This is a genomic window from Pedobacter nutrimenti, assembly GCF_003208655.1.
GTDB classification, from domain to species: domain Bacteria; phylum Bacteroidota; class Bacteroidia; order Sphingobacteriales; family Sphingobacteriaceae; genus Pedobacter; species Pedobacter nutrimenti.
Map to the genome: position 1 here is coordinate 1 of NZ_QKLU01000007.1, position 22,565 is coordinate 22,565.

25 protein-coding genes are annotated in these 22,565 nt (G+C 38.3%); 11 read left to right on the top strand and 14 right to left on the bottom strand.

From position 1 onward, the window contains the following. Both B0O44_RS18220 and B0O44_RS18225 read left to right on the top strand, forming a co-directional pair. A partial coding sequence (locus B0O44_RS18220; RefSeq protein ID WP_146229868.1) for a DUF7507 domain-containing protein occupies positions 1-2,907 on the top strand: 2,907 nt, incomplete at its 5' end. Positions 2,908-2,974: 67 nt separating this feature from the next. Further along, positions 2,975-3,973, top strand: a complete 999-nt coding sequence (locus B0O44_RS18225) for a PorP/SprF family type IX secretion system membrane protein (protein ID WP_211321411.1) — start codon at positions 2,975-2,977, stop codon at positions 3,971-3,973. Positions 3,974-4,037: 64 nt separating this feature from the next. Here the strand turns inward: B0O44_RS18225 and B0O44_RS18230 are convergent, their stop codons facing one another. Continuing rightward, positions 4,038-4,529 carry a MarR family winged helix-turn-helix transcriptional regulator gene (locus B0O44_RS18230; protein WP_110833613.1) on the bottom strand — a complete coding sequence of 164 codons (492 nt, stop codon included), beginning with the start codon at positions 4,527-4,529 and terminating at the stop codon, positions 4,038-4,040. Positions 4,530-4,546: 17 nt separating this feature from the next. Next, positions 4,547-6,826 carry an outer membrane beta-barrel family protein gene (locus B0O44_RS18235; RefSeq protein WP_170123368.1) on the bottom strand — a complete coding sequence of 760 codons (2,280 nt, stop codon included), beginning with the start codon at positions 6,824-6,826 and terminating at the stop codon, positions 4,547-4,549. A gap of 504 nt (positions 6,827-7,330) precedes the next feature. Here B0O44_RS18235 and B0O44_RS18240 point away from each other — a divergent pair. The 9 genes from B0O44_RS18240 to B0O44_RS18285 all read left to right on the top strand — a co-directional run bounded on the left by B0O44_RS18240 (position 7,331) and on the right by B0O44_RS18285 (position 15,436). Next, the gene (locus B0O44_RS18240) at positions 7,331-9,721 is read left to right on the top strand and encodes an ABC transporter permease (protein WP_110833615.1); all 2,391 of its coding nucleotides are present in this window, start codon (positions 7,331-7,333) and stop codon (positions 9,719-9,721) included. A 64-nt stretch (positions 9,722-9,785) separates the two neighbouring features. Then, entirely contained in the window at positions 9,786-10,292 is a 507-nt protein-coding gene (locus B0O44_RS18245) for a GbsR/MarR family transcriptional regulator (RefSeq protein WP_110833616.1), read from the top strand. Between the two features lie 295 nt (positions 10,293-10,587). Next, the gene (locus B0O44_RS18250) at positions 10,588-11,916 is read left to right on the top strand and encodes a site-specific integrase (RefSeq protein WP_078794938.1); all 1,329 of its coding nucleotides are present in this window, start codon (positions 10,588-10,590) and stop codon (positions 11,914-11,916) included. A gap of 647 nt (positions 11,917-12,563) precedes the next feature. Then, positions 12,564-13,637: a DUF932 domain-containing protein gene (locus B0O44_RS18260; RefSeq protein ID WP_054281033.1), complete on the top strand. Its 1,074-nt coding sequence runs from the start codon at positions 12,564-12,566 to the stop codon at positions 13,635-13,637. 52 nt (positions 13,638-13,689) lie between these two features. Beyond that, a complete protein-coding gene (locus B0O44_RS18265; RefSeq protein ID WP_054281032.1) occupies positions 13,690-14,100 on the top strand; it encodes a hypothetical protein in 411 nt (136 codons plus the stop codon). 51 nt (positions 14,101-14,151) lie between these two features. Beyond that, positions 14,152-14,343, top strand: coding sequence for a hypothetical protein (locus tag B0O44_RS18270; protein ID WP_054281031.1), 192 nt, complete (start codon positions 14,152-14,154; stop codon positions 14,341-14,343). An 87-nt stretch (positions 14,344-14,430) separates the two neighbouring features. Continuing rightward, positions 14,431-14,703, top strand: a complete 273-nt coding sequence (locus B0O44_RS18275) for a hypothetical protein (protein WP_054281264.1) — start codon at positions 14,431-14,433, stop codon at positions 14,701-14,703. Between the two features lie 159 nt (positions 14,704-14,862). Further along, the gene (locus B0O44_RS18280; protein ID WP_054281030.1) at positions 14,863-15,168 is read left to right on the top strand and encodes a helix-turn-helix domain-containing protein; all 306 of its coding nucleotides are present in this window, start codon (positions 14,863-14,865) and stop codon (positions 15,166-15,168) included. Continuing rightward, positions 15,155-15,436: a helix-turn-helix domain-containing protein gene (locus B0O44_RS18285; protein ID WP_054281263.1), complete on the top strand. Its 282-nt coding sequence runs from the start codon at positions 15,155-15,157 to the stop codon at positions 15,434-15,436. The genes B0O44_RS18280 and B0O44_RS18285 overlap by 14 nt, the downstream gene beginning before the upstream one ends. A gap of 7 nt (positions 15,437-15,443) precedes the next feature. Here the strand turns inward: B0O44_RS18285 and B0O44_RS18290 are convergent, their stop codons facing one another. The 12 genes from B0O44_RS18290 to B0O44_RS18345 form a co-directional block, all read right to left on the bottom strand. Continuing rightward, positions 15,444-16,181, bottom strand: a complete 738-nt coding sequence (locus B0O44_RS18290; protein ID WP_054281029.1) for a YoaK family protein — start codon at positions 16,179-16,181, stop codon at positions 15,444-15,446. Between the two features lie 327 nt (positions 16,182-16,508). Beyond that, positions 16,509-17,009, bottom strand: a complete 501-nt coding sequence (locus B0O44_RS18295) for a DUF6691 family protein (RefSeq protein ID WP_054281028.1) — start codon at positions 17,007-17,009, stop codon at positions 16,509-16,511. Between the two features lie 27 nt (positions 17,010-17,036). After that, positions 17,037-17,600, bottom strand: coding sequence for a YeeE/YedE family protein (locus tag B0O44_RS18300; RefSeq protein WP_054281027.1), 564 nt, complete (start codon positions 17,598-17,600; stop codon positions 17,037-17,039). Between the two features lie 7 nt (positions 17,601-17,607). Then, entirely contained in the window at positions 17,608-17,901 is a 294-nt protein-coding gene (gene trxA, locus B0O44_RS18305; RefSeq protein WP_054281026.1) for a thioredoxin, read from the bottom strand. Next, the gene (locus tag B0O44_RS25240; RefSeq protein WP_054281025.1) at positions 17,898-18,104 is read right to left on the bottom strand and encodes a DUF6132 family protein; all 207 of its coding nucleotides are present in this window, start codon (positions 18,102-18,104) and stop codon (positions 17,898-17,900) included. The genes trxA and B0O44_RS25240 overlap by 4 nt, the downstream gene beginning before the upstream one ends. Further along, a complete protein-coding gene (locus tag B0O44_RS18315) occupies positions 18,088-18,321 on the bottom strand; it encodes a hypothetical protein (protein ID WP_054281024.1) in 234 nt (77 codons plus the stop codon). The genes B0O44_RS25240 and B0O44_RS18315 overlap by 17 nt, the downstream gene beginning before the upstream one ends. Then, positions 18,318-18,527 carry a YgaP family membrane protein gene (locus tag B0O44_RS18320; RefSeq protein ID WP_072188815.1) on the bottom strand — a complete coding sequence of 70 codons (210 nt, stop codon included), beginning with the start codon at positions 18,525-18,527 and terminating at the stop codon, positions 18,318-18,320. Before B0O44_RS18320 ends, B0O44_RS18315 begins: the two co-directional genes overlap by 4 nt. A gap of 7 nt (positions 18,528-18,534) precedes the next feature. After that, entirely contained in the window at positions 18,535-18,834 is a 300-nt protein-coding gene (locus B0O44_RS18325; RefSeq protein WP_245943701.1) for a rhodanese-like domain-containing protein, read from the bottom strand. Positions 18,835-18,881: 47 nt separating this feature from the next. After that, a complete protein-coding gene (locus B0O44_RS18330; RefSeq protein ID WP_054281021.1) occupies positions 18,882-20,291 on the bottom strand; it encodes an MBL fold metallo-hydrolase in 1,410 nt (469 codons plus the stop codon). Between the two features lie 79 nt (positions 20,292-20,370). Beyond that, a complete protein-coding gene (locus tag B0O44_RS18335; RefSeq protein WP_054281020.1) occupies positions 20,371-20,805 on the bottom strand; it encodes an OsmC family protein in 435 nt (144 codons plus the stop codon). A 116-nt stretch (positions 20,806-20,921) separates the two neighbouring features. After that, a complete protein-coding gene (locus B0O44_RS18340) occupies positions 20,922-21,719 on the bottom strand; it encodes a sulfite exporter TauE/SafE family protein (RefSeq protein ID WP_054281262.1) in 798 nt (265 codons plus the stop codon). 61 nt (positions 21,720-21,780) lie between these two features. Then, complete coding sequence (locus tag B0O44_RS18345; protein WP_054281019.1) at positions 21,781-22,404, bottom strand: Crp/Fnr family transcriptional regulator; 624 nt, start codon at positions 22,402-22,404, stop codon at positions 21,781-21,783. Between the last annotated feature and the right edge of the window lie 161 nt (positions 22,405-22,565).

The following is a 22,565-nucleotide window of genomic DNA, read 5'->3' on the forward strand; positions in this document are numbered from 1 at the left end:
ACTTTAAGCTCTAATGTGATGGGCACACTTCAGTGGTACAAAGACGGTGCAAAAATAGTTGGTGCAACTGGCAGTAAATACATAGTGAAGAGTAGTGGTAAGTACTCACTGACGGTGACCGATACAAACACCTGTCCAAGTGACCCTTCCAATGTGATGACCATTCAGGTAAATCCATTGCCAATGGCACCCGTGATTACCGCAGATAAGCTGGTGTTCTGTGAAAAGGATTCGGCCACTTTAAGTTCCAATGTGACGGGCACACTTCAGTGGTACAAAGACGGCTCAAAAATAGTTGGTGCAACTAAGAATACTTATGTGGTCAAGAGCAGTGGCAAGTACTCACTGACGGTGACCGATACAAACACCTGTCCAAGTGATCCTTCCAATGTGATTACCATTCAAGTAAACGCATTGCCAGTGGCACCTGTGATCACCGCAGATAAACTGGTATTCTGTGAAAAGGATTCGGCTACCTTAAGTTCCAGTGTGACGGGCACGCTTCAGTGGTACAAAGACGGTGCAAAAATAGCAGGTGCAACCGACAGTAAATACATAGTGAAAAGCAGTGGCAAGTACTCACTTACAGTGACCGATACAAACACCTGTCCAAGTGATCCTTCCAATGTGATTACCATTCAAGTAAACGCATTACCAACAGCGCCGGTGATCACCGCAGATAAATTGGTGTTCTGTGAAAAGGATTCGGCGACCTTAACTTCCAATGTTCCCGGCAATCTTCAGTGGTACAAAGACGGTGCAAAAATAGCAGGAGCAACTGGCAGTAAATACATAGTGAAAAGCAGTGGCAAGTACTCGCTGACAGTGACTGATACAAACACTTGCCCAAGCGATCCTTCCAATGTGATTACGATTCAAGTAAATCCATTGCCAGTGGCGCCAGTAGTTACAGCAGGTACGACAACTTTCTGCTCGGGAGGTTCGGTAACTTTAACTTCAGATGTCCCGGCTGGTAATCAGTGGTATAAAGAAGGTGTAAAGATCGATGGAGCAACAGGGAAAACCTATATAGCAAATGAATCTGGTCTATACACTGTATCGGTAAAAAATGTAAACACCTGCACCAGCAATCAATCAGACCCCATAAAAGTTACAGTCGTTGCTTTCCCAGAAAAGCCAGTGATATCACCATCTGGTACAACCAGTTTTTGCGAAGGGAGTAGCGTAGTTTTAAGTTCTTCATCAACAAACGGAAATCAGTGGTATAAAAATGGAATTTTAATGCCAGGAGAAATCGGTCAATATCTTAAAGTCGGTGAGGTTGGAATGTATTCTCTGAAGGTCACCAATTCAACCGGTTGCGAAAGTGAAAGGTCAGTACTTACATCTGTTACAGTTAAACCAGTACCAGTGGGTTTTAATGACCAAATAAACTCATTGAATTGCACCCGGTCATCTTTCAGCTATGATCTTCAGCTCAAAAACATAGACAATCTGTCAAAAGGTGGAAATGCAGTTCCGTCTGAATTTACCTGGACGGTCAGTTCATCAGTAAACGGCGCAGTAAACGGTACAGGTAAAACCATAAGTGCAACATTAATTAATACTACCACATCTGAGCAGGAGGTGGTGTATAATGTAGTTCCCAAAGGCATAGACGGGGGTTGTGAAGGAAAGGCATTCACCATTACTGTAAAAGTACCTGTATGTATAGATCTTTCTATAAGTAAAACAGCAGATAAAAACCAGGTCTCCGCTGTTGGAGAAAAAATCAGATATACCATAACCGTACATAATACCGGAAATGCAAGTCATCATCAACTGAGTTTAAATGATCCTTTGCTGGGCGGGATATTGAACAATCCAAAAGGAGATAACGGAAATAAAATTCTGGAAAAAGATGAAAGTTGGGTATACGAAGGGGTTTATGTAGTTACCCAGAAAGATTTCGATCAAAACGGAGCGCCAACGGAAAACCTGGCTAAAATTATAAATACAGCAAGTGTTAGTTCATTAGAGCAGCCTATTGCAAAAAGTGCTGTTGCAGAAGTTGATTTGAAAATCAATCCTTCAATAAGACTAGTAAAGACCGCGGCATTAAATAAAGATTTTAAAACCATTACTTATACATTTAGAATTCGGAATACCGGAAATGTAACCTTGTATGATCTGAAGTTAAGCGATCCGAAAATAATCAGTTCAGTTGTTTTAAAGCCTGATTTTCTTGCGCCTGGAGCTTCAGTTATGATCCAGGCCGATTACACCATTACCGAAGCAGAAAAAATAGCAGGGAACGTAAGCAATACAGCTTTGGTAAAAGGATATACAAAACCAGGATCTCTTGTTGAGGATATTTCCGGAACAAGAGAGGATAATGATGAGCCAACCATCATAGATATTGTCAGATATCCGATAGCCATTGATGATTTTGCAAAAACCAAGGCTGATGCTGAAGTTCCTGTTCCTGTTGTGGATAATGATAAGCCAAGTCTATTCCCATTGGACAGGTCTACTGTCGAATTGAAGAGTATGCCACTCAATGGTTCAGTTTTACTTCATAAAGATGGCAATCTGACCTATATGCCTAATAAGGGTTATTTTGGTACGGAAAAGTTCACCTATAAAATTAAGGATTCAAACGGTATGTCCTCTAATGTGGCAGTGGTGACCATCAATATTGCGCCTCCGGATCTGGAAATTCCAAACACATTTACACCAAACGGTGATGGGAAAAACGACACCTTCAAAATTAAAGGGCGGGAGAATTATGATGTATTGGATCTTTCTGTATACAACAGATGGGGCGATGAGGTGTACAGAAATAAAAATTATAAAGATGAATGGGACGGGTCGGGACTCAATGAAGGAACCTATTTCTATGTTTTAAAATTAAAAAAAGGCGGATTAGAAGAAACGCGCAAAAGTTGGATACTGTTAAAAAGATAATTAAGTGCAGCAGGTTCGAATTGCTCATAAAAGAATTGCTGCATAGGAAAAAAATAAATACAAACTGATGAAAAGGACATTTTTGAAATATGTACTACTGATGACCATAAGTTATGTATGCTGGTCGGGATCAGCCTGTGCACAGCAAAATATTCAGTTTACCCAATATGTTTTTAATAGCTTAAGCATTAATCCAGCTTATGCCGGCTATAAGGAAGAGTGGTTTGCCCAAATGGCACTTAGGGCTCAATGGCTTGGGGTAGAGGGTGCACCAAAAACAGCTGTGTTTTCTATAGATGGTATTCTTGATCCCCGGGATAGGAAAATGGGACTGGGCTTTCAGATTACCTCAGACCGAATTGGTCCGCAATCGGCCAATTCGGCGACCGTAAATTATGCATATCGTTTGCAATTGGATGCTGATGATACCCAGAGGCTTAGCTTTGGGATTGGTGCCGGCTTGGCACAATATACACTAAAAGGAGACCTGCTTCATTCTATTGATGCCGGAGACCAGGCTTTGCCTGTTGGCAATGATAGCAGTCTTAAGCCCGATATACGCCTAGGTGTATACTACAATTCAAATTTCTTATATATTGGAGCATCAGTAACCGATGTGTTTTTCGGACCAAAAGCAGAAAGTTATGCTTCTACTCCAACTTCTCTGAAAATTGATAGAAGCCGTCATGCTTACCTTATTGCCGGAGGACTGGTTAATCTTAATCCAGATCTAAGATTGAGACCAAGTTTGTTGATTAAGGAAGATTTTAAGGGCCCGACAAGTGCTGATTTAAATATGATGATCATTATCAATGATAAAGTGTGGGTTGGTGCATCCTACAGAACTGATTTGGCCTTATGGAAAAAGCAATATGCAGATTTAAGCAAGCAAAATTCAATATCAGGGGTGGCCCAGTTTTTTATCAGTGAACGTTTTCGTTTAGGCTACTCTTATGATTATGTAACCAGTAAATTGGGTAGCAGCCAAAATGGTTCTCATGAACTCACCTTAGGATTGGCATTCGGAAAAGTACCCCGCTCTATGATTTGCCCACGGGTTTTTTAGATCTTTTTAAATGTATGTAAGATGTTTTCTTTTATAGAAGACTATAGGTCATATAATTTAAATGTCATTGATCAGATTTTTCTAAAAGACTTGATTTGATACGCTTAAACATACTTCTTTCGTCAAGTGAGGCCTCCAGTTGGGATAGAATATGTAAGAGATCAAAACTGGCTGTAGCAAGCCATTTTTTGTTTTCTTCTTTAATAACCTGTAAAACGGGGTTAATCTCTTTATGCATTCGTTTTCCTGACTGCGTTAAAGATATCATACGTCGTCTTGCATCTTTAGGGTCAACAGAGGTTTTAATGAGCCCATTGTGCAGCATCTGTTCCACAAACTGAACTACGGCAGCATGACTGATTTCAAGCGCATCCGCTATTTCAGTAATTCCCATAAGATTTTCACGGCTCAGCAATTCCAGGACCAGGAACCATTTTGCTTCAAATTCCAGGTTTGATTCCTTATAAATTTTGCTTACATCTTGCGATAAACGTTCTCCAAGCCTTTTTAATCGTGTAGCTAAGGCCAGCTCCTGCAATTCATTAACTAAGCTCATACACAAATTTAACAATTTTATCCGGCTCTTCGTTTTTCCTCATCAGCACCCCCTGTTTTTCTTTTTGTAGAGGACCCGTTGCCACCAAATTTATAACTTAAACTTAAAGTACCGGTCCTGGTGTCTCTTCTTACAGTAAAATGTTCACTGTAACCTGTTAATTTTGTGCTGGCACTGGTTTTATTGGTATAAAAGGCATCGCTCAGGTTGAATTTAAGAAAAACTTTCTTATTCCACAGCTGTTTTTGGACCCCAATATTTACAAACCATACTCCATCTACAGCCATAAAACCATAATTGGATTTTGTCTGGTAACTTCCAATGAGTTCCATACTTGTATTGTTGTTGATCAAAATTGAATTGCTGGAATTAAAATTAAAGCAGACCTGGCCTTGGTCAAGTTTTGTATTCAACAGATTTCCGGAATAATTTCCGTAATAGGCCAGAGCTGTATTACTGCTATTGAGCCAGGTTCCCAGGTTTAATGGAAAAGTGAAGCTGAGGTTGTAATAATTGTACTTTGCGAGGTTTCTTCCGGTTTGGATAACGGAATTAGGTTCTGTATCAGGTGAAAGAATCGTTAGTATATTATCCCTGGTTTGACTGTATCCAATTTTGGTGATGAATTTTTGTTTAAAAGTATGTGTCAGTTCAAAGGAGTTTGTAATCTCCGGATTTAGAAAAGGATTCCCTGCAGCAGAGGTTAGCGGATCAAGAAAAACCTTAAATGGGTTTAACTGACGATAAGTAGGCCTGTCGATCCGGCGACTAGCTGATATACCGAGATCATGTTGTTTGTTCAGTGCATAGCCTATGTAACCACTAGGGAAAAGCTGGGTATAGTTACGGTCAAACTGATTTTGATTTATTGTTTGAAAACCATTGGTTATTGTATTCTCAAGTCTTAAACCAATTTGCATACTTAACTTTGCCCATCTTTTGGAAGCATTAAGGTAAGCCGCATTGATGTTTTCTTTATAGATGAAATGATTACTTTTTCCAGGATCTAAAATGTTTTTTCCGGTACTGCGATCAAAAAACATAACATCATTGTCTGATTTGACCCAGCTGCTTTTTATACCTGCTTCCAGTTTAACCCCAAGGGGCTTTATTGGGTGTACATAATCAATCTTAAAAGATTTAATATCCAATTTGCCATTCAGGTCCCCAAAAAGCACATAGGGAGTTTTACTTTGGTTCTGATTGGTGTCAAAGTATTGCGTATTGTAATTCTGCAATTCACCATTGTCATAGCGGGCATAATCCAGGTCGGCGTTAAGCTCCTTTCCTAAAGTATCCAGTATATGCCTGTAGTTTAGGTTTATGCTGCTGTTCTTTTGGGAACGCTGAATGTCTCCCATGGTATTGAAGAAACCTGTTGGTTGTTGTTGAGCAGTAACAGAACTGGCCTTACTATCAGATAAAATATCTCCATTTGTAAATAATCCGTTTGCAGCGAATCCAATAATGATATTTGGTGTAATGTTATAATCTGCACCTAATCTTGCATTGTGATTATCAAATTTATAAGTGAAATAATTATTGTAATTATTGCCACCGGTAACCTGGTCATTGGAATCATAAAAATTTCTGAAACTGATCAGCTTGGTGAAATCATTTCGACGGTTGTAATTATAGGATAAAAATACATTTAGTTTTTTGTGTTTTGCATTCAAATTTAATGAGGGATTGAATTTTGAATAAGCGCCCTGGCCATAACTCATAATGACATTTCCATTAAGACCTTCGTTTTTTCCCTTTTTCAGACGGATGTCTATGATGCCTGAATTACCTGAGGCGTCATATTTGGAAGAAGGATTTGTGATCATGTCTATCTTTTCGATTTGACTGGCAGACATTGACCTCAACATATTGGCCAGGTCCTGACCAGACATAGGGACCAGTTTTCCATCTATCATCACAAGAACCCCTTTTCTCCCCCGCATAGAAATGTTATCATTTTGATCAATCGTTATACCGGGAGCTTTCTCCAGAACCTCAAGGGCGGTGCTTCCGGTTGAGGATATGGACCCGGCCACATTTAATACTGTTTTGTCATATTGCTGTTGAATAAATGGTTTGATTGCTGAAATAGAAACTTCCTTAAGCGTATGGTGGAGGGGGGCTAAATTAATGTTGCCCAGATCCGTATTCTTGTCTAAGGTAATCAGACCAGATTCATATTTGGTAAAAGACATGCTCTGGGAGGTTAAGGTATACCTTCCGGTGGGTATACGGTCAAATGAAAAAATACCTGAATCATTGATGTACTCTACTTTGATCAGCTTTTTATCCACGACATTTAACAGATACAGTGTGACATCATCGGCTTTTAACCTTTGGTCGCTTATAAATTTTCCCTTTATTGAAAAATAAACTGATTTTTCTTGAGCTAAAGCCTTATTTATGTAAGTATTTACATAAATAAATATAATAAATAAATAGATTTTAATTTTATTCATTGTTCTGGTTTAGTTTGGTTTAATATATTTTTAGGATCGTTATTTTAAATATTTATGTAATTACTTACATAAATATTTATGAGACATAAAGATGTTTTGAATGTTACATTGTAGTCAAAAAAATATCAATCTGAGCTTGAATTGGGAATCTGAAGATGTTGTTCAATTATGTACATTACTTGTCCATTTATGAACAATCTCCTCTTAGTATCCTTTTGGAAAAGGGATTTAAGCAAGATTTTTATTTTGGCATTTTTTTAGAACTCGATATTTTGAAGTTAGGGTGGACCCACCAGGCTAATGGGTAAAATATTCAAAAAATAAAAATTAACAGTTCATATGTTCAAACTCAATTTGAAGATTGCGCTACGTAATCTCTACAAAAATAAAGTAAGCACGCTGATTAATATTGCCGGGTTATCCGTTGGAATGGCTTGTTGCATACTTATTTATGTGTTTGTCAGTTATGAATTAAGTTTTGATAAAGGTTTTTTAAAAAAGGACCGTATTTACAGGGTAATTAGTTCTTTTAATTACGCCGGTACAATGGATTACTCCGAAGGTGTGCCTGTCCCTTTTGCGAAAAGTTTACGCGAGGGTTTTGCTCAGGTTGAAAAGGCTGTGCCTTTGCAGATGGGTAATGGAATGTTAAGGGTTAGAGATGAAAATGGAAAAGAAATTATAAAAACCGACAGAAAGGTATTTTACACAGAGCCAGATTTTTTTAAAATTTTTGATGCAAAGTGGCTTTCTGGAAACCCGGAATATTCTTTATCCCTTCCTAATACAGTTGTTCTTTCCAGGCGTACCGCTGAGAAATATTTTGGAACTTGGAAAAGTGCTGTAGGTAAAATTATAGGATTTCAGAATAAAACGAATTTGAAAGTGAGTGGTATTATTGAAGATTTACCTGCCAACTCCAGTTTTCCGCTGAAAATTATTCTTAGTTATACGAGTTATCCAAATCACAGCAGTACAAAGTGGAATGCGATCAGCAGTGGTTCCAATTGTTACCTATTGTTAAAGCAGGGCAGTTCGGTTGAAACATTACAGAAATCGCTGCATCAATTTGCTGCAAAGCGATATAAAAATACAGATATGGTGGGGGAATGTGACCACCTGCTTCAACCCTTAACTCAAATGCACCACGACGAAAGAGTTGGCAATCCTGCCCAAAAAACAGTTTCCCTGAAATACATTATCTCCTTAGGAATCCTTGGGCTGTTTTTATTGCTGACCGCTTGTGTCAATTTTATAAATATGTCAACCGCTCAGTCTATTGCCCGCTCTAAAGAGGTCGGTTTGCGTAAAGTAATGGGAGGTTCCAGAATACAACTGATCCGGCAATTCCTTATTGAAACAGCTGTAACTTCACTTGTCGCATTATTACTGGCCTTTGTGTTGGCGGAGCTTGCTATTCCAAAATTATCCGGCCTTTTGCAGTTCGCTGTTAATTTTAGTCTGTTAAATAATTCTTCCATCTGGTTGTTTAGCTTGCTTTTGATGTTTGCGGTCTGTATTCTGGCTGGATTCTATCCGGCGGTGGTCATATCTGGTTTTAGTCCTATGATGGCCATAAAGAATAAAGCATTAAATATGGGAAGGGGACTAAATATAAGAAAAACGCTAATGATTTTTCAATTTGTGGTAACTGCGATTTTGATCATCGGAACGCTTGTTGTGAGCAAACAAATGCGATACATCAGAGAAAAACCTTTAGGCTTTAATACAGATGCCATAGCTATGGTGGATATTCCTTCTGACAGTTTAAGCGCCATCAAATATGTATTATTAAAAGAAAGACTTGGTGGTATTGCAGGAATAAAGAACCTTAGTTTTTGTAGCGCAGCACCGTCTTCTGAAAATAACTATGAGACAGATTTTTCCTATAATAATGGCCCCAAGTCAAACTTTTCAATCAGCATTAAATCTGTTGATGAAAACTATTTCCAGACCTTTAATTTGAAAATGATTTTGGGAAGGGGCTTAAACAAAAATGTCCAGCTCAGGGAATATGTGGTCAACGAAACTTTACTAAAAAAACTTGGGTTAAAGGACTTTGAAAAGGCCTTGGGCAAAAGTGTCACTGTTGAGGGGCAAAAGGGCCTGATTGTTGGTGTAGTCCAAGATTTTGTAGATCAATCTTTACATGAGCAGATCCTTCCAATTGCTATTTCCACTTCAAAAAGTGACTATAAAAACATTGCCATTAAACTGGAAAAACAATCAGTACCAGAAGTAATGAAAGAAGTAGAGCAGGTCTGGAACAGTTTATTTCCTGATCATGTTTACGGGGCTTCTTTTTTTGGAGACCAGATAGATACTTATTATAGAACAGAACAATTGACAGGTACACTTTTTAAAGTTTTTGCAGGCTTGGTTCTTTTTATTTCTTGTATAGGGCTGTTTGGGCTGGTGTCCTTGATCTCCGTTCAGAGAACCAAAGAGATTGCTGTCCGGAAAGTTTTAGGAGCCAGTATTATTGAATTGATTGCCATGCTAAATCATTCATTTTTAAAAATGATCATTGTGGCAAACCTGGTTGCATGGCCACTAGCCTATATTTTTGTTTCCAAATGGCTTTCGGGTTTTGCCTATCGCATCGAACTCGATATTTGGCCTTTTATAACGGCCATGCTGATCTCGGTCGCAATTGCAATTTTAACTGTAAGCACCAGGTCTTATCAATCTGCTTTAAAAAATCCTGTTGATGCCTTAAAATACGAGTAAGAATAACAAGAGAACTAAACTTTCAAAATTTTTTGAAAGTTTAGTTCTCTTGTTACATTTGTATATGGAACTGGCAGAAGCAAAACAAAAGTTTATAGAGGCCTGGGGTAAGCTGGGTTCTGAATGGGGGATTAATCGTACCATGGCACAAGTTCATGCATTGTTGCTGGTTTCTCCTGAACCTTTAACGACCGAAGAGGTCATGGAAAATTTAAACATATCCAGAGGTAATGCCAATATGACCCTAAGGGATTTGATGGGTTGGGGACTGGTCGAAAAACAACACAAAGCAGGGGAGCGCAAGGAGTATTTTTTTGCAGATAAGGATACCTGGAACATCGCCAGACAGGTTGCTAAAGAACGGAGGAAGAGAGAGCTGGATCCGGTATTGAAAATTCTTGGGGAATTGACCAAGGTAGAAGGAGACCAGAAAGATCCGGAATTTAAAACATTTAATCAATCCATTACGGATATCAATAAACTGGCGAAAAATGTGGATAAAACATTAGATACCATGCTTAAAGCAGAAGAGAGCTGGTTTTGGGCTTCTATTTTTAAAATCTTCAGGTAAGATTTTTTAAACTTCTATGTTTCAGTTTTTCTAAAAAAAAGATTAGATAAAAGCAAAAATAAGCAAAACGGCGAAGTCCGTTCAAACACAGTAGTTTATGAAACTCGGGGCTAAAGTTGGAAGTCTCTGTACTTTAGTTTTTGGGCTTAAAAAGACAGGGTTAGGTTACTAAATCGTTACTGGTTACCGCCCAACCCCGACTGATATAACAGATTATATTTCAGTCTTTTGCACTTCTTTTCATCTTCCCTTGTAACTCATTGAAATTTAATTTTAAACATTAAACAATTGAGTTATGGAACAGTCGAAAAGGTCAACGTTTAAGCTACTTTTCTACCTAAAGAAAAACGAGCCTAAGAAGAACGGAGCAGTTGCTATTATGGGGCGCATCACAATTGATGGAAAGCCCGCATCTTTCAGCACCAAGCTGGAAATCCACCCTGATAATTGGGATTTGAAACATGGGCGTGTATTGGGGAAAAGTACCCAAGCACAAAGCACCAATAAGAAATTAGATGATGTACGCCTGCGAATTGACAAGCATTACGAGGAATTGCTCAAATACGATGGCTTTGCTTCTGCACAGAAATTGAAGCTGGCATTTTTAGGCGTGGGCGTTATGGAAGAAGCTATTCTAAAAGTATTCCAAGCCCACAACGATGATTTTGCCAAGATGGTTGCTAAAAAGGAACGTTCCCAAAGCACCTACGACAAATATAAAGTCGTGTACAACCATCTTTCCGAATTTATCCAGCTACGCTATTTAAGAACAGACATGGCTTTCAAAGAGCTTACCTCTGACTTTATCCGTGAGTTTGATTTTTACCTGCGTATAGACAAGGAATGCACCCACAATACAGTTTGGGTTTATACGATGCCTGTATTGCGAATGGTAGAGCTGGCAATGAAAAAGGGTATGATACGCAATAACCCTTTCGAGGATTACGAAATTACCATGAAAGAAACCGACAGGGGGTTCTTACTGAAAGAGGATGTAGAAAAGATTATGCTTTGCAGTCTTCCCAAACCAAAGTATGAACTTGTACGTGACCTGTTTATTTTCAGTTGCTTTACCGGGCTTTCTTATGCAGACATCAAAAAACTGAAACGGAGCAATATTCAGAATTTCTTTGACGGACACCAATGGATTATCAGCCGCAGAAAGAAAACCGATGTTTCTTCCAATGTGAGGTTATTGGAAATACCCAAGAAAATCATTGAAAAGTATTTGGGTACAACTAAGGACGAGTTTGTGTTCCCTATTCCGTCAAACGCTACCTGCAATGCTCATGTACTTAAAATCACGGAAGCCGCAGGAGTTGTAACAGAACAAAAAGTTACTTTCCATACAGCCCGACACACGTTTGCCACTATGATACTGACAGCAGGTGCATCACTTGAAAGCGTACAAAAGATGATGGGGCATACAAACATTACCACTACTCAAATCTATGCCAAGATACTTAACGAAAAAGTAGGTATGGATATGGACATTGTTGCAAGAAACCTAAAGGCAATGGAGGTTTCATTTAGTGCCATGCAAACGGAGCCTGTTTCGCAGGAGGAAATTATTTCTAATGCTGTAATTGTTATGGATAAAGAGGAATTGGAAATTGCCATATAGCAAGAGTTTGTAACGTAATGAAAGAGCAGGATTTTACCGTCCTGCTTTTTTTGTTTCCATATCTGACCCCAAAGCACATTTAATGCCCTCCACACATATCTTTTCACTTAAAAGAACTTTGTTGGGTGTTCGGATAAAGCCTATTGAAAAATAACCCTGCATAAGCCCACACAATTATTTTTCAATACCCTTTATGTGGCTTTCACAACCACGCATTGAAAAACAGTGTTTGAATATTCTGTGAATTGGAAGTAGAATTTTCATCCACCTGGAACCATTGCCAATGCCATCTTCATTGCTTCCACGGTTTTTTATTCAAAGAGCCAGTATGCCGTTTTGTTCCGTTTCAAGAGCAAAGGTATTTCCGTGTTCTTAACGCCGCCAAAAGGTCATGCAAGTTTGGAAAAAAATCTCCACCCTTTGGGTAGTATTTATTTTCCAAAACCTTGTGTCGGCTAAACACTAACCTTTTTCTGCTCGTGAAACGAAACATAGCATACTCCGGCTCTTTAGACGAATAAAAAAAATGTCAGGTATGAAGATTAACAGCATTGGAAATGGTAATAGGGAAACGAAACAGCACCTCCTCTCATTACCGAATAAATCAAAAAAAATCAATTCAAAACAATCATTAAAAAATAAAAATCATGGCACACAATCTAAATTTCAACAACAGAACAGGACGTTATTCATTCTTTAGCGTAAAAGAAAAAGCATGGCATGGATTAGGACAAATCGTACAAGACTACCCCACAAGCGAGGAAGCAATAAAACACGCAGGGCTGGATTATGAAGTAGTAAAAAGTCCACTGTACACCACCGGCTCAAACATCATAGAAACTGCACAGGGTATCGAAATAACAGACAATCAACTCCACGTACCGAACTACTTTGCCAATATCCGAAGCGACAACAATGCCGTATTGGGTGTAGTGGGCAAGGATTACCATATCGTACAGAACCGTGAAGCCTTTGCTTTCTTTGACGCAATTATAGGTGGAGGCGATGGCATATTGTATGAAACAGCCGGAGCATTAGGTAATGGAGAACGCATATTTATCACTGCAAAGTTGCCTGACTACATCCGTGTAGGAAACGGTGATGATGTTACAGAAAAATACATCTTCTTAACAACAAGCCATGACGGTAGCGGAAGTATTACCGCAGCATTTACCCCTATCCGCATCGTTTGCCAAAATACCTTAAATGCTTCACTTCGCAACATGAGTAACGTTGTACGCATTAAACACACCGCAGGAGCTAAACAGCGGTTAGAAAATGCTCACAAGGTTATGGGGCTGGCTAACACTCTAAGCAACCAGTTGCAAGATATTTTCAACACATGGGCTAAAGTAAGGGTAACGGACAGAGAAATAAGAAAGCTAATCGAGTTGGCATTATGCCCTAACAAAGAAACCTTAACTCACTTAGAAAAAGGTAACTACGATGAAATTTCCACTGTGTTTAAAAACACTGTTGAAGATGCTTTTGCGTACGCCATGATTAGCGACACACAACAAATGGACACAACCAAAGGTACATTGTTCGGAGCATATAACGCCGTTACAGGTTACTACCAAAATGTACGCAATTACAAGAGTGGGGAAGCGAAGCTGGAAAGCATTGTAATGGGTGGAACAGCACAACTAAAAACACAAAAGGCTTTTGACTTATGCACAGCCTTTGCACAAAACGGGGCAGATATTTTCAGTTTTAATTAATCAATCACAGGCGACCGCCTTTGCAGGCGGTCGCTTTAAAAAATATACATATATGAAAGCATTAAACAAAATGGACAATCTGGATAAAGGAACGTTACTAAGCAAACTGTTTCCCGAAGCGTTACAGGGCATTCAAAACGCAATAGAAAAGCAATGCGGTTACTTTCTGCAAAATGAAACTGCCTTTCGTGAGGGCTGGCATCAAAAAGGGTTTTTCACCGCAGAATTTTGGTACAGACTTGTAGAAAATGCACACAAGACAATTGAGAAAAACGACCGCCAACTATGGAAACGCCCAAATTGGTTTGCAGACCATTTCTTTGACGGACACAACTCATTGTTTACTGTACACTGTCTTATTGAGTATGCAGACAGCGAAGATTGCAACCCTGATTTAACACAGGCGATACACTTGCTTTTTGGAAGTGAGAAGCTATTAAAAATAATCCCAAACGATAATTAAAAACTACGGGCGACCGTCTGCAATGGCGGTTGCTTTTTAAACTGAACAACGATGAAAGTAAGAGATAAAAACGGACAATGCATTGAAGTTACCAATCTTAAAAAAGCTATTCAGCAGGCAAGTTGGTATAAAACGTATCAACACAACCCTCCAGTAGAAAGTGACAAGGAGCGGCAGGCATATTGGGCTGATATGCATGAGAAACTGTTAGCATTAAAAGTAAAACAGTCTTGTAACACTTAGGTCGTTCCTTGCAGTCACCCACATTTATATTTTGTATTTTTGTTTATAACGGATTGGATAGTTTTTGTTAAATTAAATGGTAGAATTATGGTATCATCATTAGTCATAGGAATAATATTTTTGGTAGCAGGCTTGGCGTTACGTTATTGGATTAACCGCAGGAAATTTTACAGGCGAAGCCCTACCGGAGCCGAAGGATTTTCAAGCTATGAAAAATCATTAGCTATAAAGTTCATCGAACGTGTGGGCAAATGGATAGCTTATGCTTTGATTATTTTCGGGCTATTGTCGCTATGGGTATATTCAAGAGAGAAGAAGGAAATAGCAACCAAAAACACGGAGGTACAGAAGCCACGATAATCAACAACTTACTTTATTCAATGGTATAGGTCTTTACAGGCTTGTACCATTTTTTTGTGCCAAACCTTACCACTCAACGCCAAACACGCCCACATTTATAAGACACCTTAAAACCTTTCCTAATTTCCTTTCCTAACATGAAAAAGTGAGGAAAAGATTATGGAAGTGATAGCAATACCGAAATCAGTTCTTAAAGAACTGACCACAGAGCTGGATGAACTGTTACAGCGTACCACAGATGCGAGCAAAGCCTATGTAGGCATTTTCAACGAAGAAAGATGGCTGGACAATCAGGAGGTGTGCCTCATGCTTGGCATAACCAAACGCACCCTGCAATCATACAAAGACAAAGGGATTTTGTCTTTTTCAAAATTGAACCGAAAAAATTATTACAAACTTTCGGATGTACAGCGTTTGCTTGCTCCTGATACCACACACAAAACAAATGAGTATGGAACTTTTTGATACCGATGCCGAAGAAATAGCAAACTATAAAAGAAAGTTTGAGCAGCTCCGTATCCAAACGGAAATGATACTGGAGAACTTTCGCCCGGTAATGAACGGAGAAATTTATTTGTCAGGGGATGATATTTGCAAACTGCTGCATATCAGTAAACGAACTTTACAACAATACCGTGATGACCAAATTTTGCCGTATATACAAATAGGAGGCAAATTAATCTATAAACAATCAGATTTGGTAACGATATTGGAAAAGCATTATATAAAATAAAATGTGGTTAGTGATGATTTCTAAATTTCCTTTTCAGATGATAATATCGAAAGAGTAAGCGATCATACCACAGCGCAAAAAATAATAATCCCACCGGGAGTAAAAGAGTTTGCAACTTGAAATTCGTATAAACCAGCCCCCCTATGATACATCCTAAAAAGAAACAGCTAATAATAGCTAACTTCAAGAAGATGCTTTTATTTAACTGCATCTTTGCTGGTCGGTCTTTATAAAAGAACAACTGTGAGAGTTCAATTCCGAGGTCAGTAAACAATCCTGTTAAATGCGTAGTTCTTACTACCGATTGAGATACCCTCGTCACTAATGCATTCTGTAATCCCATAGCAAAAAGCAGAGCAGACGATAATATAATCGAAAATTTGGGATATTCGTTTGGTACAAAAAATACTGAAGTACTAATTGCTAAAAATATGAATACTTCAATCAATATAGGTATCACATAAGAAGTTTGTGGTTTATATTTTGATACCAATTCCATAATCAGGCTTGAAACGAAAGCACCAAATAAGAAAAAAAGAATGTAAAATAAATATGCAAGAGCCATTTTGTTATTTCTTAAAATAAGTTCTTCAGAAAAATAAGCGAAATGTCCTGTTACGTTGGTTGTTAATGTATGCAATTCTAAAACACCCGTAATATTTACGATGCCAGCAACGCCTGATAATATGGAAGCTAATTTTAGATTATGTGCATAAGTCCGACCTTTACCCTTATGTCTAAACATTTATAAATTTTTTTTATTGCAAACTTACAAAACTGTTTTTCTAATAAGTTTATAGCCATATAAAAAGCATTTCAGCTTTAAAAATGTGTATTTTGGGCAATCCTGCAAGCAAATTATGTATCATTATATTGTCTCTAATTTTCTATTTGATTGAATAACGTTCAGAGATATTGTTTTCGTACAGCCTTGTGGTGCTGTTAAGGATATTCGGCTAACATAGATATATCAAATTTCAAATTGGGTAAAGCTTTGTATTCAAGATTAAGCCCAATAAGACCTACATTATTGTTGTTAGCAACAATTTCTTAAACTAACCCATAACAATATTTAATGCGGCAACTTTTCTCTGAAATAGCCGTAAACCCAAGTCCCTGCAACAGCACTCAGAAGCGTAACGGCAATGACGGTTGCCCCTGTTCCAATTTGAGCAAACAACGGCCCGGGACAGGCCCCGGTAATTGCCCAACCAAAACCAAAAATTAAACCACCGTAGATTTGCCCTTTATTAAACTCTTTGGGTGCAATTTTAATCGGCTCTCCATAAATGGTTTTGATGTTGAATTTTTTAATCAGAAAAACGGAAATCATTCCTGTTACAACGGCACTTCCTATTATTCCATACATATGAAACGATTGCAAACGAAACATTTCCTGAATACGAAACCAGCTAATGACTTCGGCTTTTACGAACACAATGCCAAATAAAATTCCGACAACTAAGTATTTCAAATTATGATACCATTTGTGCTGTAAATGGCTTTCATTTACGCACATTGCGTCCAGCTCTCTTTGTGCTAAATCTTTTTCTGTATCTATATGTTGCTGCATTTTTGTTTTAGTTAATTTCTGTTTTACTTAAAGTGAAAGAATAAAAGGCAAAATCAGGTTCGCCATAATGAAACCGCCCATCATAAAGCTAATGGTAGCAATCAGGGACGGCAGTTGTAAATTGGACAATCCCATAATAGCGTGTCCGCTGGTACAGCCACCTGCATAGCGAGTTCCGAAACCTACTAAAAAGCCACCGCCTACCATCATTATAAAGCCTCTTAATGTAAACAGCGATTGCCAGCTCATAATGTCTTGTGGAACCAGATTATTAAAATGGGTAATGCCATAACCTGCTAAATCTTGTGCTAATTTAGGACTAACCTCAACCGGATTGGGATTAGCCAAAAGGCTAACTGCCAATGCTCCGCCCAGAAATATACCGAATACAAAGAGTAAATTCCATATTTCTTTTTTCCAGTCATATTTAAAAAACAGAATGTTGGCAGGCACGCACGAGGCACAAATGTGTCGTAGAGATGAGCTGATACCAAAGGATTTATTTCCTAAAATCATCAATGCAGGAACAGTTAAGCCGATTAATGGGCCTGCTATATACCAAGCCCAGGGCTGTTTTAAATATTCTATCATTCTTAGTTTATGTATTTGCTATAATCAGTCTTTCTAACTCGTTTGCGGGCACAACGCTCGATTGTCGCCAAAGCGGTTTCCCGTTTTTAAATAAGATAAGCGTGGGTACGCCACGTACCTGATAAGCTGATGCAGCTTGAGGGTTTTTGTCTACATCAATTTTTATGATGTTTGCATTTTCGCCAACACGTTGCTTTACGTCTTCCAATATTGGCGACATCATTTTGCAGGGGCCACACCAAGTGGCAAAAAAGTCCACCAATACAGGTTTGTCCTGATTTATTATTTCCTGAAATGTCATGCTGTTTTTTTTCTGCTTTTTTGAAACATTGAGAATAGAAGGCCACCCATAACTGAACCGTATAAGCTACTGTTAATAGGATTTGAAGTAATAGCACATTGCCCCGAATTGCAACCGACCGTTTTCCAATAGAGATAACCTGCCAATGCCCCTGCAAATACGCCAACTATTGTGAGCAGATTATTTTTAGCGAACTTCTTCATAGCTTACCTCTTCCACTTTCTTGTTGCTTTTTGAAACAGGCGTAGTGCACCCCGATGTGCCACAACAACCGATATTCAATATTGGCATCAGTGAAAACAAAATACCTGCTCCCATAAAAAGCCAATCTTTTGCAATAACGCTTTGCACGATAATAAGGATGCCCAATGCTAACCGCAGTACTCGCATAAAGCTCCAGTTTTCAAAATGTTTTTTCATTTCTCTTTCTTTTTAAGGGTATTGATGCCAAACGGCAGGTATAAAGGGCAAAAGCTCATAAATGAAGTAAGCACAAATGCTATGGCTAAAATACCCAAGATGATTGCCATTATACCGGAAATGGTATTTGTGAAATATAAAACACCTATCACAATCGCAATGAGTATGCGAATTGCTTTGTCTATTGTTCCCATATTCTTTTTCATATCTGATCTATTTGTTGTTTACTAAGTTATTTACGTTGTGCCAGGTTCCGCCATTGATTACATTTTGAATGCCTTTTCTTTCCAGAATACTTTTTGACTGGCTGCTGCGGTTTCCGCTACGGCAAAATACAATGATGCTTTTTTTGTTTTTGAATTTGGATAACTGACTTTGAACTTTATCCAGCGGTATGTTTACCGCACCTTTTACACTACCTGTCGAAAATTCGGCAGGTGTGCGAACATCCACTAAAAAAGCACCTTCTTTTATCGCTTCTGATAGTTGGGTATTGTCTGTTGACGAGAACATATTTTTGAAAATTCCAAACATTGCTATTGTTGTTATGGTGATATAAATTAGCTCAACATTTTACTTTGACATACAAAATCGGTTTTAGGAATACTGGTCTGTGCAATGGCGTTAAAACCACCCTCTACTTCCGTAAAGTTTCTGTATCCTCTTGCCTGTAAAATACTCGCAGCTATCATACTGCGGTAGCCGCCTGCACAATGCAGGTAAAAATGCTCTTTCGGGTTGAGTTCTTTAACCCAATCATTGATATATGCCAATGGTTTGCTGTAAGCATCTTCAACGTGCTCTGCCGTATATTCGCTTTCTTTGCGAACATCAATGACCTTGCTGTTGTCATAATAATCTTTTGAAAATTGGTCGGCCGTAATCCGATTTATGATGTCAGTTTCTTTTGCTGCTTTTATCCAGGTTTCAAAACCATCTTTTAAATGTCCCAGTACATTGTCAAAACCAACACGGCTCAATCGTGTTACGGCTTCTTCTTCCGTACCGTTGTCGGTAACCAACAAAATCGGTTGTTTCACGTCAACAATCATCGCACCCACCCAAGGTGCAAAATCGCCTTTCAAACCTATATTGATAGATTTCGGAATAAAGCCTTTGGCAAAATCCTTATCGCTTCGTGTGTCTAAAATCAATGCTCCTGTATTTTCTGCCGCCGCTTCAAATTCTTCTGCCGAGAGTGCTTTCATTCCGTGGCTCAACACTTCTTCAAAACTGTCATAACCTTTTTTATTCATGGCTACGTTCATACCGAAATAAGCAGGTGGTGGTAATAATCCATCAGTAACGGCTTTGATAAAACTTTCTTTATCCGGCTGGTTTAGCGCATAGTTGATACTTTTCTGATTACCAAGGCTATCAACCGTTTCTTTCATCATATTTTTTCCGCAAGCCGAACCTGCACCGTGTGCCGGATAAACAGTGATATCATCCGATAGTGGTAAAATCTTATGATACAAACTGTCATAAAGCAAACCTGCCAATTCTTCCTGTGTGAGGTTTGCCGCCTTTTGTGCCAGATCCGGTCTGCCTACATCGCCAAGAAAAAGTGTATCGCCACTAAACAATGCTGTTTCATTGCCATTTTCGTCAATCAACAAAAAACAGGAGCTTTCCATTGTATGCCCCGGGGTATGCAATACTTTAATTTTCACGTTGCCCAATTCAAAAATCTGATTGTCTTCTGCTACGATGGCTTCAAACTCTGGCTTTGCCGTAGGCCCGTAAACAATTGATGCATTTGTTTTTTTACTCAGATCAACGTGTCCGCTTACAAAATCAGCGTGAAAATGCGTTTCAAAAATGTATTTGAGCTTCACATCATCTTTTTCCAAACGGTCTAAATACGGTTGCGTTTCACGTAATGGGTCAATAATGGCAGCTTCACCATTGGAAGTAATATAATATGCACCTTGTGCCAGGCAGCCTGTATAAATTTGTTCTATTTTCATTATCCAAATTTTTCTTGTTTATGATTTGATACTGCGAATTTCCGAATATTGGTTTTTCGGTACAGCTACTTTTGTCACATTAGGCAATTTCAGGCGTTAATGTAATTTCTGTTTTCATTGAGTTGGTTACTAAACAGCCAGCTTTTGCTTTTTCGGCAACACGCATGGCCTTATCCATATCGGTTCCGGGATTAATCAATTTTATTACCGGAAACATTTCTGCCTGCGTGATGAGGTATTTTCCTTCTACCATTTCCAATCTGGCAATTGTTTTACAACTAAAGTTTTCGATTTCTACTTTAAAATTAGAAGCAATTGCCAGGAAGGTTGCCATATAGCAACTGTTAATAGCTGCTACAAAAAGATGTTCTGGCGACCATACACCGGGAACGCCATTAGGAAATTCCGGTGGTGTAGCGCATTCAATAGTTTTGTTTAATACCGGCGATGACAGTTCGCCTGTTCTGCCATCTTTCCATTTGATGTTTACTTCGTAAAAATGTGTTTGTGACATAATTTTTGAATTGAAAAAGGACAGTTGACATTGCCCGCTGTAGTGGGTTATATTATTTGTTACAAATTTCTGAAGATTGATTTTCCTGTACAGCTACTTTAGTCACATAAGGGATTTTATTTCACAATGATTTCTTTGATCATAATGTAAATACCCATTGACAGCACAAACCAACCGAAAGCAGGTTTCAATTTTTTACCATCAATTTTTTTAGAGATAAAGCTTCCTATCAGCACCCCGATAATAGCCAGTGCCAAAATTTTGAGAAGAAAAATCCATTCAACCGTTAGATGTGTAGCCGATACAGCAAATCCAAAAAGTGAATTGACCGCAATAATGACCAGTGAGGTTCCGATTGCTTTCTTAATATCTAAATGTAGCAGATTAACCAGGGCAGGGATTATTAAAAAACCGCCACCTGCACCGATAAGCCCGGTAACTATACCCACAAATAATCCTTGGATAATAACTAATGAAGTGCGCTTAGGGGCTGTTTTGGAAGGCAGGCAATCTTCTCCTTTACACTTTTTTATCATACTGTAAGACGCAAAAAACATCAATACAGCAAAAAGCAACATCAAGAAAATGTTTTTGGTAATGATAAAACTGCCGATGCTAAAAATTTCCTGCGGTATGGCGGGAACAATAAAAGCCCTTGTTAAAAAAACGGCTATAATAGACGGGATGCCAAATGCAACAGCCGTTCTAAAGTTAACCAACCCTTTTTTGAAATAAGAGAATGAGCCTACAACGCTGGTAGTTCCAACAATGAAAAGAGAATAGGCGGTTGCTAAAACTGCATCTATATGAAATAAATAGACTAAAACAGGAACGGTAAGAATGCTGCCGCCACCCCCGATTAGCCCTAATGAAATACCTATTAAAATTGATGCTAAATAACCTGCTATATCCATAAGTTTCTGAAATTTCTGCTGCAAAAATGCACCAACTCCAAAAACTGTACAGCTACTTTGGTCACATAAGGGTTATTTTGTTTCTGCCCAATTTTACTTTTCCGTTTTCTTCCAACTGTTTTAGCAGGCGGGAAACAACTGCTCTTGCTGTTCCCAATTCGGAGGCTACTTGTTCGTGGGTAATGTTCAGTGTTTTGTTTCCTGTAAGTGCTACTTTTTTATCCAGCAAATTCAGCATTCTTTCGTCCACTTTTTTAAAGGAAATGGCATTTACGATTTCCAATAACTCTTCAAACCGTTTGTGGTATAAACGGAAAATATAATCCAACCATTGGGGATATTCTTTGATAAATAATGATACTTTATCAACAGGCAAAAACAGAATTTCAGCATCTTCTTCCACCTCGGCTCTTACTTTGCTTATTTCGTTGTGCAGTCCACCCAAAAAAGACATAATACAACTTTCACCCGCTTTAATATAGTACAGCAAAATTTCTTTTCCATCTTCTTCTGTTCGGATCACTTTTAAAGTTCCTTTCGCTACAATCGGAATAGAACGAATGTGTGCATTTTCGTTTAAAATAATATCACCCGCTTTATAAGTCTTTTGTATACTGTGCTTATACAGTTGCTCCACTAATTCAGGCGATGACTTAAATTCTGTTATCTGTTGCAAATCACTCATAGTGCAAAATTAAAAATTTAATTACAGGAAATTGGCTATGGGAAGTCTAATAATCGTATTAATTACATCTATACTTAAATAGGGGTGATTTTTTAGTATATTTGCTATTGAAGATATAAAAAATTTAAAGTGTTTTTGCTTTAAATCTCGATACTAAAAAC